The following is a 16,301-nucleotide window of genomic DNA, read 5'->3' as shown; positions in this document are numbered from 1 at the left end:
AAGTAAAACAAATAAACAGACAATAATAGTAAAGGAATAGCGCCAATTTGCTTATTATACAGGAAAATGACTCCTAACACTAAAGCTAAAATGATAATGTAGTGAATAACTGATTTCATCCTCTACTGCGCCCCCTTTGTGATTTCTATTATAGCGAAAATAAAAAGAAGTGCCTAATCGAAAGACTAGACACTTAAAACTACAGAAGCATTCCGCACAAAATAGAATAATTTGTAAACAGAAAGCAATAACGCATATTTACTTTTTACATATTGCGACGGAACTGTCCACCTACTTCATATAATGCTTTTGTAATTTGTCCTAAGCTTGCTACTTGTACGGTTTCCATTAACTCCTCAAAAATATTACCGTTGTTCACAGCGACTTCTTGTAAACGAGCAATAGCCGCTTCTGAGTTTCCTTCATGCTGCTGCCAGAAGGTTTGTAAATTACGTATTTGTGTTTCTTTTTCTTCCGTTGAAGCACGCGCAATTTCCATATTGTCAATGGCATCATCTGTAGGTGGATTTGGATTTAAGTAGGTATTTACACCGATAATCGGTAGCTCGCCTGAATGTTTTAGCATTTCATAATGCATGGATTCTTCTTGTATCTTGCCACGTTGATATTGCGTTTCCATCGCACCTAATACACCGCCGCGATCATTAATACGATCAAATTCCTCTAACACAGCTTCTTCTATTAAATCTGTTAATTCTTCAACGATAAATGCACCTTGTAATGGGTTTTCATTTTTCGCTAATCCATGCTCTTTCGTAATGATCATTTGAATTGCCATTGCACGACGTACCGATTCTTCTGTTGGTGTCGTAATCGCTTCATCGTACGCATTTGTATGGAGTGAATTACAGTTATCTTGTAGTGCCATTAGTGCTTGCAATGTTGTTCGAATATCATTAAAGTCAATTTCCTGTGCGTGCAAACTTCGACCAGATGTTTGCACATGGTATTTCAGCTTTTGCGCACGCTCATTCGCACCGTATTTATCACGCATAACAACTGCCCAAATACGACGAGCAACACGACCAATCACTGTATATTCTGGATCTAGCCCATTCGAGAAGAAGAATGATAGATTTGGCGCAAAATCATCAATATTCATTCCACGACTTAAATAGTATTCAACATACGTAAAGCCATTAGCTAGTGTAAATGCTAGCTGTGAGATTGGGTTCGCTCCAGCTTCCGCAATGTGATAACCCGAGATAGATACTGAATAGTAATTTCGCACTTTTTGGTCGATAAAGTACTGCTGAATATCGCCCATCATGCGCAATGCAAATTCCGTTGAGAAAATACATGTATTTTGCCCTTGGTCTTCTTTTAAAATATCTGCTTGCACTGTCCCACGTACGACCTGTAATGTTTTTTCACGTGTCTCCGTGAATTCTTCAACTGTCAAAGTACGACCTAATTCTTCCTCACGCAGCTTCACTTGCTGATCAATTGCTGTATTCATAAACATCGCCAAAATAATTGGAGCAGGTCCATTAATGGTCATAGATACTGAAGTCGATGGCGCACAGAGGTTAAAGCCTGCATAGAGCTTCTTCATATCTTCTAACGTACAAATTGACACTCCTGACTCTCCGACCTTACCGTAAATATCTGGACGATAATCAGGATCTTCGCCGTATAATGTCACTGAATCAAAGGCAGTAGATAAACGCTTTGCATCATCGTCTTTCGATAAATAGTGGAAGCGTTTATTAGTACGTTCTGGCGTGCCCTCGCCAGCAAATTGTCGCTTCGGATCTTCACCTTCACGCTTAAACTGGAACACTCCCGCTGTGTAAGGGAATTCACCAGGTACATTTTCTCTATACACCCAGCGTAAAATTTCACCATAATCAACGAACTTTGGCAGTACAACCTTCGGAATTTTTGTACCTGAAAGACTTGTTGTCGTTAAAATCGTACGAATTTCTTTATCGCGAACTTTGGTCACAAATTCGTCTCCAGCATACGCTTCTTTTAAAGTCTGCCAACTATCTAGAATACGCTTGGACTCAGCTGTTAATTCATCACGGATACCTTCCGCCAAAGAGGTAAGTGATGCCACTAGTGCGTCATCCGGCGCTTTTTCTTTGACTGTAGCAATGGCTCCCTCGAGTTGGAATAAACGGCGTGCAAATGCTACCTGTTGCTCTGTTTTTTTATGATAACCTCGCACTGTGTCGGTAATTTCGCGTAAATAATAACGACGGTCATTTGGAATGATGACATCTTGCTTTTGCGTTTTAGCAAATTGTTCATAGCTTGTTTCCCAATTGCTACCTGTTTTATTATTAATAATGTTTACTAACACCGCAAATAAGGCATTTGTCCCCTTATCATTAAATTGACTGGCAATTGTGCCGTATACAGGCATGCTAGCAATCGGTTCATCCCAAAGCTCACGAGAACGTTGAAGTTGCTTTTGTACTTGACGTAGCGCATCTTCTGAACCTTTGCGTTCAAATTTATTGATAGCAATAACATCCGCAAAATCAATCATGTCAATCTTTTCAAGCTGTGTTGGAGCCCCAAACTCACTTGTCATCACATACATGGATAGATCAGTGTACTTTGTAATTTCCGCATCACCCTGACCAATCCCGCTCGTTTCAACGATGATTAAATCATAGCCTGCAACACGCACAACATCTAAGACATCGCCTATAGAAGCAGTCAATTCTGTACGTGATCCTCGAGTTGCCAGGCTTCGCATGTAGACACGATTATTGAAAATGGCATTCATACGAATGCGATCCCCAAGCAAGGCCCCACCTGTTTTTTGCTTTGTCGGGTCTACTGAAAGAATAGCTACACATTTATCTGGGAATTCCTTCAGGAAGCGGCGGATCAGCTCATCCGTTAAGGATGATTTTCCTGCACCACCAGTTCCTGTAATCCCTAAAATTGGCGTACCTTTCGAACGTTTGCATGCTTCCTCTAACATGGCTTTCGTTTCTTCATCGTCATTCGATTCTGCCGCAGTAATTAAATTCGCCAGCAATTCTGGTGTTTCGGTTGTTAAGACATCTAGCTTTTCTTGATAGTCTCCTGTTGCAGTTGAGAAATCCGTGCCTTTAATTTGCTCGTTGATCATCCCTTGTAGGCCAAGCACTCGCCCATCTTCTGGCGAGAAAATCCCAGAAATACCGTACGAATGCAACTCTTTAATTTCACGTGGTAAAATAACACCACCACCGCCGCCATAAATATTAATATGCGGCGCTCCTTTTTCACGCAGTAAATCATACATATATTTAAAGTACTCCATATGTCCGCCTTGATACGAAGATACAGCAATGCCTTGCGCATCCTCTTGAATGGCAGCATTCACGACTTCCTCAACAGAGCGGTTATGTCCTAAATGGATTACTTCTACACCACTAGATTGCAAAATACGTCGCATAATATTGACTGAAGCATCATGTCCATCAAAAAGACTGGATGCTGTTACAAAACGCACGTGATTTTTTGGACGGTATACTTCTACCTTTGTCATATGAAATCCCCACTTTCTCCCCTTAGTAAATCTTCCTTGAGTGTATGAGTCGCCTAGAACCTATCTAGGAGAAGTTGCGTTTTTTTGTGAGTTACCCTCTCCTCTATACGCAACATATAAGCGCACCCTCATACTACCTCAAGTAAAAATCGGTAATTGCAATGTACAGCTATGCAATTACCGATTACCCCTTAAACTTATTAGAACCCCTTAATGCCTGAAATGAATAAAGTAGTCTGTATCTCAATATACTCGCCAAGTGTATGTTGACGATGAAGCGCCCATTTACGGAACGCCCAGCTTTGACCTTGAACGACTAAGCTATTCGCAGCCAAATGAATCTGCTTATCAGTCATTGAAATTTCACCTGATTCTACACAGCGTTTTAATAATCGCTCAAAAGTAGCCACCATTTCGAATTCCTTACTGAAGACATAACGCTGCGCTTCCCTCGACAATGATTTCGTTTCTTGATACATAATCGTCAGTTCATCGACCATACTATCGATTTGAAAGAAATACTCACGAATCATTGCTCTTAACTCTTCTATCGTACCTGCCTTGATTTCGAAACTTGAAAGCCGCTCCATTGCATGATGATATATACTGTCACATACAAGGTACAGTACATCTTCTTTCGTACGAATGTATTCATACAATGTACCGATACTAAAACCCGCTGCTTTTGCAATTTCTCTCGTCGTGGCACGATGAAAACCTTTTTCTTTAAATAATTTAATAGCACCTTGAATCATTTGCTCTCGACGAATGGCAATCAGATTTTCATCTTTCACAGTTGACTGAACTTGGGGCCTTGTACTTTTTTCTGTCATAAATTACTTTGTCAACATACGCGAAATAACCAGACGTTGAATCTCCTGCGTACCTTCATAAATTTGTGTAATTTTCGCATCACGCATGAAACGCTCCACTGGATAATCCTTTGTATAACCGTAGCCACCGAAAACCTGAACCGCCTCAGTCGTTACACTCATAGCTGTGTCGCCAGCCATTAATTTTGCCATTGCCGATGCCTTACCATAAGGTAGACTATTAGTCTCTAACCAAGCAGCTTGGTATGTAAGTAATCTTGATGCTTCAATTTGTGTTGCCATATCCGCTAGTTTGAAGGATACGCCTTGGTTTGCAGTAATTGGCTTACCAAATTGTACACGCTCTTTTGCATAGTCTACCGCTGCATCTAATGCACCTTGAGCAATCCCTACAGCTTGAGCAGCAATACCGTTACGACCTCCATCTAGTGTAGTCATCGCAATTTTAAAGCCTTCCCCTTCTGTACCAAGTAAGTTTTCTTTTGGCACACGACAGTTGTCAAAAATAATTTCAGTCGTTGGTGATGAACGAATTCCTAATTTTTTCTCTTTTTTACCTACCGAGAAGCCCTTATAGCCTGCTTCAACAATAAATGCAGATGTGCTATTTTTTGCTTCTGGGTCTGTTACAGCAAATACGATATATGTATCTGCTACACCACCGTTTGTGATGAATATTTTAGATCCATTTAAAATATAATCATCACCGTCACGTTTGGCATATGTTTTCATACCGCCTGCATCTGAACCTGCGCCTGGCTCTGTTAAGCCGTATGCACCAATATGTTTGCCTTCTGCCATTGGACGAAGATACTTTTGTTTTTGTTCTTCCGTACCGAATTTATATAGCGGCCATCCTGCAAGTGAAGTGTGTGCAGATAATGTTACCCCTGTTGATGCACATACACGCGATAGTTCTTCTACAGCAATTACATAGGCAAGATAGTCAAAACCTGCACCACCATATTCTTCTGGCCAAGGAATACCTGTTAATCCTAGTTCAGCCATTTTATCGAAAATTGTACGATCAAACTCTTCATTTTCATCGCGCTCTGCTGCTGTTGGTGCTACTTCGTTAATAGCAAAATCGCGAATCATTTCACGTAATTGTTCGTGCTCTTCTGTTAATTGAAAGTTCATTGTCCATTTCCCCTTTTATATGAATGAATTTCGCTTTGACGTCATTTGATTCCGTATGTCTTTGAATGCGAATGGAACTAAAACTAATCGCTTCACTTATTGAGATGGAAATTTCTACTGAATCAAATTAAATGTTTACTAATGACTAGCTTTTGAATTTCACTTGTGCCTTCATAGATTTCAGTCACTTTGGCATCACGGAAATAACGCTCTACTGGGTAATCCTCTGTGTAGCCATAACCACCGAAAATTTGCACAGCTTCAATTGCTGTTTGCACTGCCGTACGAGAAGCAAAGAGTTTAGCCATCGAGGCCTCTGCTCCGCAAGGTAAACCTTTGGCACGTAAATCAGCTGCACGATAGACGAGCAACTTTGCTGCTTCTACCGCAGTCGCCATGTCCGCAAGCTTGAAGCCAACCCCTTGCTGTGCTGAAATTGGTTTACCAAATTGAACACGTTGTTTCGCATAAGCTGTTGCAGCTTCAAGCGCTGCCTCAGCAATACCTAAGGCTTGAGCTGCAATTCCAATACGACCAACATCTAAATTTGCCATCGCAATTTTAAAGCCTTCTCCTTCTTCACCAAGGAGATTTGTCGCTGGTATGCGACAGTTATCGAATGTAAGTTGCACTGTACGGGAGCCATGTAAACCCATTTTGTGCTCATCCTTACCTATTACTAAGCCAGGCGTTCCTTTTTCGACAATAAACGCTGAAATTCCGCGCGTCTTCTCGGCTGGATTGGTAGATGCAAAAACGATATAGACATCTGCTTCGCCACCATTTGTAATAAATACTTTTGATCCGTTGATAACATATTCATCACCATCACGTACCGCTTTCGATTGCAATGAACCAGCATCTGAACCCGCGCTGGGCTCCGTTAAGCAAAATGCTCCTAAATATTCTCCAGAAGCTAATTTCGGTACATAACGCTGCTTTTGCTCATCATCCCCAAAGTAAATTATTGGGTTTGTACCAACTGATGTATGCACTGATAAAATAACACCCATCACTGCACTAACTTTGGATAATTCATTTATGGCTAGTATGTACGATGTAAAATCCATCGCAGATCCACCTAGTTCTTCTGGCGTTGTAATACCCATTAAACCAAGTTCACCCATTTGCACAAGTAACTCTCGCGGAAATTCCCCTACTTCCATACGATCTACCCACGGTGCAATCTTTTCTTGCGCGAAATCTCGCACCATATCACGCATCATTATCTGTTCGTCTGTAAATTGTAAATGCATCTATAATGTCACCTCTCTATGTTGGCACGGAGCATTTCATTTTTGCTGAATCATCCCATCCCCATAGGATTATTCGTAAACGTAAAAGCCTCTTCCTGATTTTTTACCTAGCCATCCTGCTGCAACATATTTGCGTAACAATGGACACGGTCTGTATTTACTATCCCCTAATCCCTCATGTAAAATTTCCATGATCGACAAGCATGTGTCCAAACCGATAAAGTCCGCTAATGTTAATGGCCCCATTGGATGATTCATCCCAAGCTTCATGACATCATCAATTGCTTCTTTCGATGCAACTCCTTCATATAATGCGTAGATAGCCTCATTAATCATTGGTAGTAAGATACGATTCGAAATAAAGCCTGGGAAGTCATTTACTTCCACGGGTGTTTTTGCTAATTTTATGGTCATTTCTTCAACAGCTTTGTACACCTCATCCGATGTTGCTAAGCCTCTAATAATTTCCACAAGCTTCATGACAGGTACTGGGTTCATAAAATGCATACCAATCACTTGCTCAGGACGATTCGTTACTGCTGCTATTTCAGTAATCGGTAAAGATGATGTATTCGTTGCTAAAATGGCATGTGCCGGTGCAATCTTGTCTAATTGCAGAAAGATGGATTGCTTCACTTCCATGTTTTCAACAGCCGCCTCGATAATAATATCTACATCACTCGCATCCTGTAAATCTAGTGACATAGTAATACGAGCAAGAATTGCCGCTTTTTCATCCTCTGTCTTACGACCTTTTTCCACATCACGTGTTAAATTTTTTGTAATAACACCGCATCCACGCTCAAAAAATTCTTGCTTCATGTCATTAAGTTTGACCTCATAGCCCGCTTGGGCACAGACCTGTGCAATACCTGAGCCCATTTGACCAGCACCTATGACCATTACCTTTTGAATTCCCATCATTCATGTCCCCCTGTTTTTGGTACTTCAATCATGATGGCATCGCCTTGCCCTCCCCCAGAGCAAATGGCAGCAATGCCAATACCGCCACCTCGGCGTTTTAATTCATGTGCGAGTGTTAAAATAATGCGTGCTCCGGAAGCACCGATTGGATGACCTAACGCAACTGCACCACCGTTGACATTGACCTTCTCCGCATCGAGTTCCGCAAGTTGATTGCTGACAAGCGCTACAGCAGCAAAAGCTTCATTAATTTCGATCAGATCAATGTCTGCTATTGTTTTCTCTGTTTTTTTAAGTAGTTTATTGATAACTAACCCCGGTGTTTGCGGGAAGTTTTCTGGCTCAATCGCGAGCTCCTCATGGCCGATGATAATGGCAAGTGGTTGTCTACCTTCACGCGCTGCACGTTCCTCATTCATTACTACAAGTGCACATGCGCCATCGTTCACTCCAGGTGCATTACCTGCTGTAATCGTACCATCCTTATCAAAGGCAGGCTTTAGCTTAGCAAGCGCTTCCATTGATGTACCAGCTCTTGGTGCCTCGTCGGTATTCACTAAGAGTGGTTCACCTTTACGCTGTGGTATTTCCACAGGTACGATTTCCTCTGCGAAGTAACCTTTTTCAATTGCCATAAGTGCACGTTCATGACTGCGTACAGACCAGGCATCTTGTTCCTCACGACTTAACGAGAACGTAGTCGCTGTCGCATTACCATAACTACCCATATGCGGTCTTGCTTTATCGAAGGCACATGTTAAACCGTCATACACCATACCGTCTATCATTGTAGAATCGCCCATGCGTAACCCTGTACGACCATTCATTAGATAGTACGGTGCATTTGACATAGACTCCATACCGCCGGCAACAATGACTTCTTCGTCCCCTAAACGAATCAGCTGATCTGCTAATGTTACTGCGCGCATCCCCGACGCACAAACTTTATTAATCGTTTCTGTTTTCACCGCAGTTGGTAAATTTGCTTTTAGCGCTGCCTGTCTTGATGGAATTTGTCCCTGACCACCTTGTAAAACTGTGCCTAAAATCACTTCATCCACTTCAGTTGGCACAATATTCGCTTTCTCAAGTGCTCCTTTAACTGCGATTGCCCCCAGATCACTTGCATTGAGTGTGGATAGTGATCCACCAAATTTACCAAATGCCGTTCTAGCTCCTGCTAAAATTACTGCTCTATTCAAGTAAAACACCCCTTTTGTTTTACGTACTCGATGAAGGAATCGATAGTTCCCTTTCAAAAACACCTTAGTTGACTGAACGCTCGCTCGACTCTTCTCGATGAAAAATGGGAGTTTGTTAAGGACTCCCATTTCCATTTAATCTTATTCTACAAAACAATTAATTATTGTGCAATTTATATTTTTCAGATAACAAAAATATCTCTACAACAATTATCTTTTTTCTTCGTTTAGTTATTGTTTCTCATCTTTTTCGATAAAATCAACGGAAGCTACTACTTCTTCAAGCAACTCTTCCGTCGCTTCTTCTATTGCTGCTTCAACAACTTTCACTTTTTCACCGAATACAGAACGCTCTAATAATTCTGCAACGTCGAATGTACTAATTGTATCTTCAACCTCTTTTGCCTTTGTACCATCCTCGAGCATCGTTAAGCAATATGGACATCCAGAAGAAATCACTGATGCATTTGTTGCTAAAGCTTGCTCTGTTCTTGCCACGTTTATACGATTTCCAACATGCTCTTCCATCCACATTAAACCGCCACCTGCGCCACAGCACATCGCTGTCTCACGATTACGTTCCATTTCTACAAGCTTAACGCCTGGAATACCTCGAAGAATTTCACGCGGTGCGTCATATACATCATTATAACGACCTAAATAGCAAGAATCGTGGAAGACAATTGTCTCATCAACTTCGTAATTCATAGCGAGACGATTTTCTTCAATCAATTGATTGAGTAGCTCTGTATGATGATAGACTTCACCCTTCCAGCCGAAATCTTGGTATTCATTTTTGAAGATATTGTATGCATGCGGGTCAATCGTAACAATTTTCTTCACATCATTTTTCTCAAATTCATCAATATTCGCTGTCGCTAGCTCTTGGAATAAAAACTCATTTCCTAGACGACGCGGTGTATCTCCTGAATTTTTTTCTTTATTTCCTAAAATCGCAAACTTCACGCCAGCCTCATTTAAGAGACGACAGAAGGCTAACGCAATTTTTTGTGAACGATTATCAAATGCACCCATAGAGCCTACCCAGAATAGATACTCCATTTCCTCGCCTGATTTTTTCAATTCTTTCACTGTTGGAATATTGACAGTTGGATCAAGATCACGCCAGTTTTCTTTTTCTTTACGGTTTAGTCCCCAAGGATTGCCCTGACGTTCGATGTTTGTCATCGCGCGCTGTGCATCTGGATTTACTTTACCTTCAGTCATCGTTAGATAACGACGTAGGTCAATAATTTTATCGACATGCTCATTCATTACTGGACATTGGTCTTCACAGTTACGGCAAGTCGTACATGCCCAAATCTCTTCTTCCGTAATCACCTCGCCTATTAACGACGGGCTATAAATATCTTCAATGTTTGCGCCCTCAGCACCAGCTGCTATTGCTAGCTGATTGCCCTGTGTATTGGCAAAGAATTGATAAGGTACCCATGGTTTTTGTTTTGTGACAACCGCACCTGTAAATGTTAAATGATCACGAAGCTTGATGATTAAGTCCATCGGAGACAGCATCTTTCCTGTTCCTGTTGCCGGACACATATTTGTACAACGACCACATTCTACACAAGAATATAAATCGAGCATCTGCTTTTGCGTAAAGTCCTGAATTCGTCCTACCCCTATTGCTGGAATATCATCTTCACTTTCCGCATTTTCACCTGCTTCTTCAAGCGCCTCGAAGTCAATTGGTGTTAACGTCCCCGTACGATCCAAACGATTCATGTACACATTAAGTGGACTAACGATTAAGTGGAAGTGCTTCGATTGTGGTACATAAATTAGGAATGTTAATAGAATCAATAAATGTGCCCACCACATGACATAGAAAATACCTACTGCTACAGATGCTGGTAAGAAGCCAAAAATCGCAGCGATTCCAGATGCTACAGGTTCAGTATAAGTTAAGCCTTCCCCATGCCAGATTAAGCCCATACCGTTTGCAAGTAATGTTGATACCATTAATCCGCCAATGAAAATTAATACTAGACCATTTTTCCAACCGCGTTTTAGACGCACTAGCTTTTCAACGTATCGACGGTAAAATGCCCACACTACCGCTACTAAAATCATTAACACTACTAACTCTTGGAAGAATGTGAATACACCATAGAAAATCCCTAGTGGTAAATGGGAATTTGGTGCTAATCCCTTCCAAATTAAATCAATGGCACCTAACTGTACCATCAAGAAGCCATAAAAGAACATAACGTGAATGAGTCCACTTTTTGGATCCTTTAATAGCTTATTTTGACCAAATACATTGACCATTAAATAACGTACACGTTCTTGAACACTTTCATCAAACTCAACCTTTTTCCCCAGTTGTACAAACTTGTAGCGTGTTTTTAACAGATAGAAGAATAATCCTACTGCGTAAAGCACAACCACGACTGTTAAGACAATGTTTGCAATTAGTAATGGATTCATGGTTGGTCCCCCCCTTAGCTTGTCGTAATTTCTCTCTTCGTGTCAAATTTGCTAGCTCATGCGTAAAAGTACGCAATTATGTTACTATATTCATATTCTAATAAATGAGTGAGCATTCAGTCAACACAAATCGGAAATATTTCTGATAATTTTATATTCTTACACTTTATAAGAAAAAAAGCCACCCTGAAATTTTCAAAGTGGCTCTTAAACTTTATTCAGCAGATATTTGTTGGCGGTTGTCACGAAAAATCTATTTTTTAAAAACTTTGCCGCTACGAATATATTCAATGTCCGCTACGTTTAAACGTGCATTAACAACACGTGCAGCGGCAAATAAATAATCCGATAAGCGATTTAAATATTTTTGTACAATTGTTGGTACATCTGGAATTGCTTTCATCAACGTTACCATTTGACGCTCTGCCCGACGTGCAATTGTCCGCGCAATGTGTAACGTTGCTGCTGCTGGTGCACCACCTGGCAAAATAAAGCGTTCTAACGGAGGCGCTTCATCGGACAATGCATCAATACGCGCTTCCAATACTTCAATCGGTTCTTCTGCAAGTTTATAATGGCGTTCCTTCATGACATTTGCTAGATCACCGCCTGCATCGAAAAGTTCATGCTGAATCGTTTCTAAATCAACTAAAATGTCTTTGAATAATTCACGATCTAATTCACTGACAGCCTTCCCGATAAATGAATTTAATTCATCAATAGCGCCATATGTTTCCACACGTAAGCTATCTTTGTCGACACGTCCACCTATAAGACTTGTTTTACCTGTATCGCCTGTTTTTGTGTAAAGTTTCATTCAACTCAGCTCCTATGCTTAATTTTATAATTTTGAATTGCCTGCACCGTCGTTTCAAAAACACCTTTACCAATAATCTTTCCTACATCTGTAATTGGACCACCATATGACATTTCCTCACCCTTTTGAGTAGCGGCAATTAATAGACTATCTGTTGCGGTACCTGTGGCAATCGTATCTGTTCGTTCATCACGAATATTTTCTGACTGTAATGCCTTTGTTTTCGCCTCATTCGCAGTCATCATCGCTTGGAAGAACGCCTCTTCCGATAAGCACCCATTAATCACAACCCATGTGTTAATAGTACCAATATATGGTTTATCATGCCTTTCATGCGTACGTGACACATCAACAGCTTTTCCAACACCTGCAGTTACGACGACAAACACGCTACCAAAGGAAGTTTTATATTCATTCAGTGCAACGAGCTCTGTTGAAACAGCTGTTAACATTACCACTGTACTTGTCAATGAAAAGTGTTCCCTTTGTAAAAACTCTGCGACCTCGTGCTTCACATCTTTAATGACATAATCACCAGCAACAGAACGATTTAATAGACAGTCATACCACCCGATACCCGGATTATGTACAGCGGAGGAGACTGTTTTTAAAGGAATGTTTGATTTCAGTTGAATATAATCTGTTGTTACCTTGAAATTTTCTTTGACGATAACAGCTCGTTGCAGACGCTCACTAGCTGCTGGCATCATTGTAATTTGAGGCTTTGGAATTTCTGGGTGTGCGTAAGTCGCAACTTTCGCTTGATACACTTCCTCAATTTGTGAGGCAATCAATACTTCATGCGGCGCACCAAATGCTCGCATACATCCACTTTCCATTAACAATAATTCATCACAATAGAGCGAGGCTAAATTCATATCATGCAATACCATAATAACCGTTAAGCCACATTCTAGTGCTTCTTTTCGTACCATATCTAAAATTTGGCGTTGATGGGCAATATCTAAGTGATTCGTCGGCTCATCTAGGAGTAGTATTTCCGCTGTTTGTGCTAAAGCCTGTGCTACAAATACACGCTGTTGCTCACCCCCCGATAAAATTTCCATCGGTGTATACTCATATCGTGTGACGCCTGTTTGCGCCATCGCATATTGAACAGCACGCTCATCCACCTCTGACCAGCTGGAAAAGAATCCTGTTTGATGGGGATAACGCCCAAGTGATACTGCCTCACGCACTGTATTTGAAAATGCATTGGCATGTAGTTGTGGTAGTACCGCCATCTTCTTCGCTAATGTACGGGCATTATATGATTTTATATCTTTCCCGTCTAACTGAATAGTGCCTGAAGTTGCTGGTAGAATCCCACTGATTACCTTCAGCAATGTCGATTTGCCACTACCATTTGGTCCTAAAATGCCGAGTATTTTCCCCTTTTCAACTGTAAAGCTCACATCTTTAACAATCGGTATGTCTTCATAACCGCCTGATAAATGTTCAACGATAATCATACGCGTACCCCCTTACTTCTTCGTTGCTTATAGAAAATATACGAAAAAACAGGTGCGCCGATAAATGCGGTAATAACGCCAATCGGCAACTCACGCGGCATGATAATCGTCCGTGCCACCAAATCACATATAATCAGCAAGGTTGCTCCATTTAAAAAAGATAACGGCAGTAAATGACGGTGATCTGAGCCCCAAATCATTCGTGTCATATGCGGTACAACTAGACCAACAAACCCAATTGTTCCAGAAACTGCAACTGCTGCACCAGTCAGCATTGAACCTCCTGTCAAAATCAGATATTTACTACGTTTTACATTGACACCTAAATGTTTTGCGCGCTCTTCTCCATATAATAGAACATTTAACTCTCTTCTTTGCGTCCATAACATCGTCGAGCCAATCACAACAAACGGTGCAATCATTTGCACATATGGCCATCCACGCATTGATACCGAACCAAGCAGCCAACCGATAATTTGTCGTAACTCCTCACCAGTTAAAGCGATCATTAACGAAATAAGAGAACCTAAAAATGAACTAAAAATAACGCCAGTTAAAATGAGTGTTTCCATTTTCAATGAACGGTCTACTACCCTTGCAAAAGTCATAACAGCTACCATGGTTAACACCGCACCAATCATACTAAATATTGGCAATGTATATAGACCTACAACTGGAATAGAAATACCAAAAAACAATGTCATAACTGCCCCTACAGATGCGCCAGAAGAAACACCCAGTGTATATGGATCAGCTAGAGGATTTTTTAATAGACCTTGGAAGGCTGCCCCCGCAATCGCAAGGGATGCCCCAACGAGTCCTGCCAACATGACACGTGGCATGCGAATTTTCCACAAAATATTAGCAGCTGTTTCATCAGCCGCCTTATTCCATAATACTTCTAGTGGAATATGAACTGAGCCTATTGAAACGCCACACCAGATGCTAATGATTAGAAGCGTTATCGCTGTTCCATAAGCTAATACTATTCTACTCACTCGAAAACCTCTGGATAGATGGCTTTCGCTAATTCTTCAAGACCATCTGCTAAGCGCGGTCCCTGACGACTCGTCATATTTTCATCTACTTGCACAATTGCTTCATTTTTTACTGCATTGATGGTATCAAAGCCTGCACGTTGAGGAATTTTTGTTAAAATATTTGGTTCATAATTATACGTCACCACAATGACATCTGGATTTTTTTCTATGATTTGTTCCGCATTGATAATAAACCAGCCGTTCGTATCAGCCGCGATATTTTCTGCGTGAATCAAATCAAGCATTTCCTGCATAAATGTATTCTTACCAGGGGTATAAATTAATGGTTCATCCGACGTTTCTACAAAAACCTTTTTCGGTTTTACGTCTTCAAGTTTTGTCTCAACCGCCTTAACTTTTGCTTTCATGTTTACAATCATTTTTTTAGCTTCTGATAATTTCCCTGTTGCATGTCCTAGCTGCTCAATTGTTGTATATGTTTCATTAAAGTCATCTGCATTTGCGACAACATATACCTTCACACCAGCAGCTTCTAATTGCTCTAATGCTCCGTCCAAAGACGCAATACCAGATTCATGTGCAAATACGATATCCGGTGTAAGCGCAATAATTTGTTCAATATTAAATTCTGTACTGCCTACTTTTTCTTTATTAGCCGCTTCTGTTGGATAATCATCATAATCATTCACTCCAACGATTTCATCATTTAAGCCAAGTCCAAACAAAATTTCCGTATTACTTGGTATCAGTGAAATAATTCTCTCTGGTGGTGCTTCTAATGTAATATCCTTGCCAGTAACATCTGTCATCGTAATCGGGAATGTTGCCTCATCTACTTGCGGAGTTGCCTGTTGCTCTGATGCAAGCTTGTCATTTTTTGTTTCCTCTCCATTACATGCCGCGAGCAAACCAATTGCTAGCAATGCTGACAATCCTATTTTCCAATACTTTTTCACTGTGAATCCTCCCTAGTTAACCTGCCTGTGCGCATTTTATCGCTCTGTTTTCTTGATTTATCGATACACTTTCGTATCTCATCGCCCAACTTTGAGCATCCATCGCCCACAATCTTTTAATATATCAAGAAACCTTATAAAACTGAAAACACCCCTCATCACAAAAGATGAGGGGCATGTTTGCACATAAATACATACGCAAAATCCACCACCCTATCCTCGTAGGCTGTAACGTGTTGCTCTATAAAGGCAGGTCTCCTGGCTCGTGCAATTTGTTTTTTCATGCCTTCCCGAAAAATTTTCAGTGGCGTAGATTGGAAAAACTCACACTTACAGTGGCGGGACCGCGTCGGAATTACACCGATTTCCCTTTTCACTTTACTTTAGTAAAGAACCTTTATAATATTCAATTGATTTCATTATACATGAAAATAAAATGGTATAACGATAAAAATGAAGGTTGTGCAAAAAGTAAAAATCAGCGTAGACTCTAGAGAATCGTATCTACGACGAAAGCAGGAGTGCAACGTAGCCACAGTAGCACACGCCTTTGTGATCAACACCCTGTTGCTGTTGCTGTTGCTGTCGCTGTCGCACATAAAACATCTGTTGCTGTCGCTTCGCTTTCGCACATAAAACACCTGTTGCTGTCGCTTCGCTTTCGCACATAAAACACCTGTTGCTGTCGCTTCGCTTTCGCACATAAAACACCTGTTGCTGTCGCTTCGCTTTCGCACA

Annotated in this window: 12 protein-coding genes and 1 riboswitch; all 12 genes read right to left on the bottom strand. The window is 40.9% G+C overall.

Annotation, left to right across the window (positions count from 1 at the left end; all coding sequences use genetic code 11):
• Positions 1-265: 265 nt before the first annotated feature.
• Complete coding sequence (gene icmF, locus ACQKII_RS14560) at positions 266-3,514, bottom strand: fused isobutyryl-CoA mutase/GTPase IcmF (protein ID WP_427460391.1); 3,249 nt, start codon at positions 3,512-3,514, stop codon at positions 266-268.
• A 200-nt stretch (positions 3,515-3,714) separates the two neighbouring features.
• A complete protein-coding gene (locus ACQKII_RS14555) occupies positions 3,715-4,347 on the bottom strand; it encodes a TetR/AcrR family transcriptional regulator (protein ID WP_427460389.1) in 633 nt (210 codons plus the stop codon).
• Between the two features lie 3 nt (positions 4,348-4,350).
• Positions 4,351-5,487, bottom strand: coding sequence for an acyl-CoA dehydrogenase (locus ACQKII_RS14550; protein WP_427460387.1), 1,137 nt, complete (start codon positions 5,485-5,487; stop codon positions 4,351-4,353).
• A 122-nt stretch (positions 5,488-5,609) separates the two neighbouring features.
• Positions 5,610-6,743: an acyl-CoA dehydrogenase gene (locus ACQKII_RS14545; RefSeq protein WP_427460385.1), complete on the bottom strand. Its 1,134-nt coding sequence runs from the start codon at positions 6,741-6,743 to the stop codon at positions 5,610-5,612.
• A 69-nt stretch (positions 6,744-6,812) separates the two neighbouring features.
• Entirely contained in the window at positions 6,813-7,664 is an 852-nt protein-coding gene (locus ACQKII_RS14540) for a 3-hydroxybutyryl-CoA dehydrogenase (protein WP_427460543.1), read from the bottom strand.
• Positions 7,664-8,869: an acetyl-CoA C-acetyltransferase gene (locus tag ACQKII_RS14535; RefSeq protein WP_427460383.1), complete on the bottom strand. Its 1,206-nt coding sequence runs from the start codon at positions 8,867-8,869 to the stop codon at positions 7,664-7,666. The genes ACQKII_RS14540 and ACQKII_RS14535 overlap by 1 nt, the downstream gene beginning before the upstream one ends.
• A gap of 231 nt (positions 8,870-9,100) precedes the next feature.
• Positions 9,101-11,317 carry a heterodisulfide reductase-related iron-sulfur binding cluster gene (locus ACQKII_RS14530; RefSeq protein WP_427460381.1) on the bottom strand — a complete coding sequence of 739 codons (2,217 nt, stop codon included), beginning with the start codon at positions 11,315-11,317 and terminating at the stop codon, positions 9,101-9,103.
• A gap of 253 nt (positions 11,318-11,570) precedes the next feature.
• Complete coding sequence (locus tag ACQKII_RS14525) at positions 11,571-12,134, bottom strand: cob(I)yrinic acid a,c-diamide adenosyltransferase (RefSeq protein WP_427460379.1); 564 nt, start codon at positions 12,132-12,134, stop codon at positions 11,571-11,573.
• A gap of 5 nt (positions 12,135-12,139) precedes the next feature.
• The gene (locus ACQKII_RS14520) at positions 12,140-13,606 is read right to left on the bottom strand and encodes an adenosylcobinamide amidohydrolase (protein WP_427460377.1); all 1,467 of its coding nucleotides are present in this window, start codon (positions 13,604-13,606) and stop codon (positions 12,140-12,142) included.
• Positions 13,603-14,595 carry a FecCD family ABC transporter permease gene (locus ACQKII_RS14515; RefSeq protein ID WP_427460541.1) on the bottom strand — a complete coding sequence of 331 codons (993 nt, stop codon included), beginning with the start codon at positions 14,593-14,595 and terminating at the stop codon, positions 13,603-13,605. Before ACQKII_RS14515 ends, ACQKII_RS14520 begins: the two co-directional genes overlap by 4 nt.
• Before the next feature lie 5 nt (positions 14,596-14,600).
• A complete protein-coding gene (locus tag ACQKII_RS14510; protein WP_427460375.1) occupies positions 14,601-15,563 on the bottom strand; it encodes an ABC transporter substrate-binding protein in 963 nt (320 codons plus the stop codon).
• Between the two features lie 231 nt (positions 15,564-15,794).
• Positions 15,795-15,977, bottom strand: a riboswitch (cobalamin riboswitch).
• Between the two features lie 142 nt (positions 15,978-16,119).
• The coding region (locus ACQKII_RS14505; protein ID WP_427460373.1) for a hypothetical protein at positions 16,120-16,301 on the bottom strand (182 nt) is incomplete at its 5' end.

The organism is Lysinibacillus sp. NPDC048646, from assembly GCF_050272295.1.
Classification (GTDB): domain Bacteria; phylum Bacillota; class Bacilli; order Bacillales_A; family Planococcaceae; genus Lysinibacillus.
The sequence above is the reverse complement of the archived record's forward strand: the minus strand, read 5'-3'. Positions and strand labels throughout refer to the sequence as shown.

What these genes read in the sequence shown, in the direction of transcription:
- ACQKII_RS14555 (WP_427460389.1), bottom strand. Translation starts at nt 4,347, where the DNA reads ATGACAGAAAAAAGTACAAGGCCCCAAGTTCAGTCAACTGTGAAAGAT.
- ACQKII_RS14525 (WP_427460379.1), bottom strand. Translation starts at nt 12,134, where the DNA reads ATGAAACTTTACACAAAAACAGGCGATACAGGTAAAACAAGTCTTATA.
- ACQKII_RS14520 (WP_427460377.1), bottom strand. Translation starts at nt 13,606, where the DNA reads ATGATTATCGTTGAACATTTATCAGGCGGTTATGAAGACATACCGATT.
- ACQKII_RS14545 (WP_427460385.1), bottom strand. Translation starts at nt 6,743, where the DNA reads ATGCATTTACAATTTACAGACGAACAGATAATGATGCGTGATATGGTG.
- ACQKII_RS14530 (WP_427460381.1), bottom strand. Translation starts at nt 11,317, where the DNA reads ATGAATCCATTACTAATTGCAAACATTGTCTTAACAGTCGTGGTTGTG.
- ACQKII_RS14540 (WP_427460543.1), bottom strand. Translation starts at nt 7,664, where the DNA reads ATGGGAATTCAAAAGGTAATGGTCATAGGTGCTGGTCAAATGGGCTCA.
- icmF (WP_427460391.1), bottom strand. Translation starts at nt 3,514, where the DNA reads ATGACAAAGGTAGAAGTATACCGTCCAAAAAATCACGTGCGTTTTGTA.
- ACQKII_RS14550 (WP_427460387.1), bottom strand. Translation starts at nt 5,487, where the DNA reads ATGAACTTTCAATTAACAGAAGAGCACGAACAATTACGTGAAATGATT.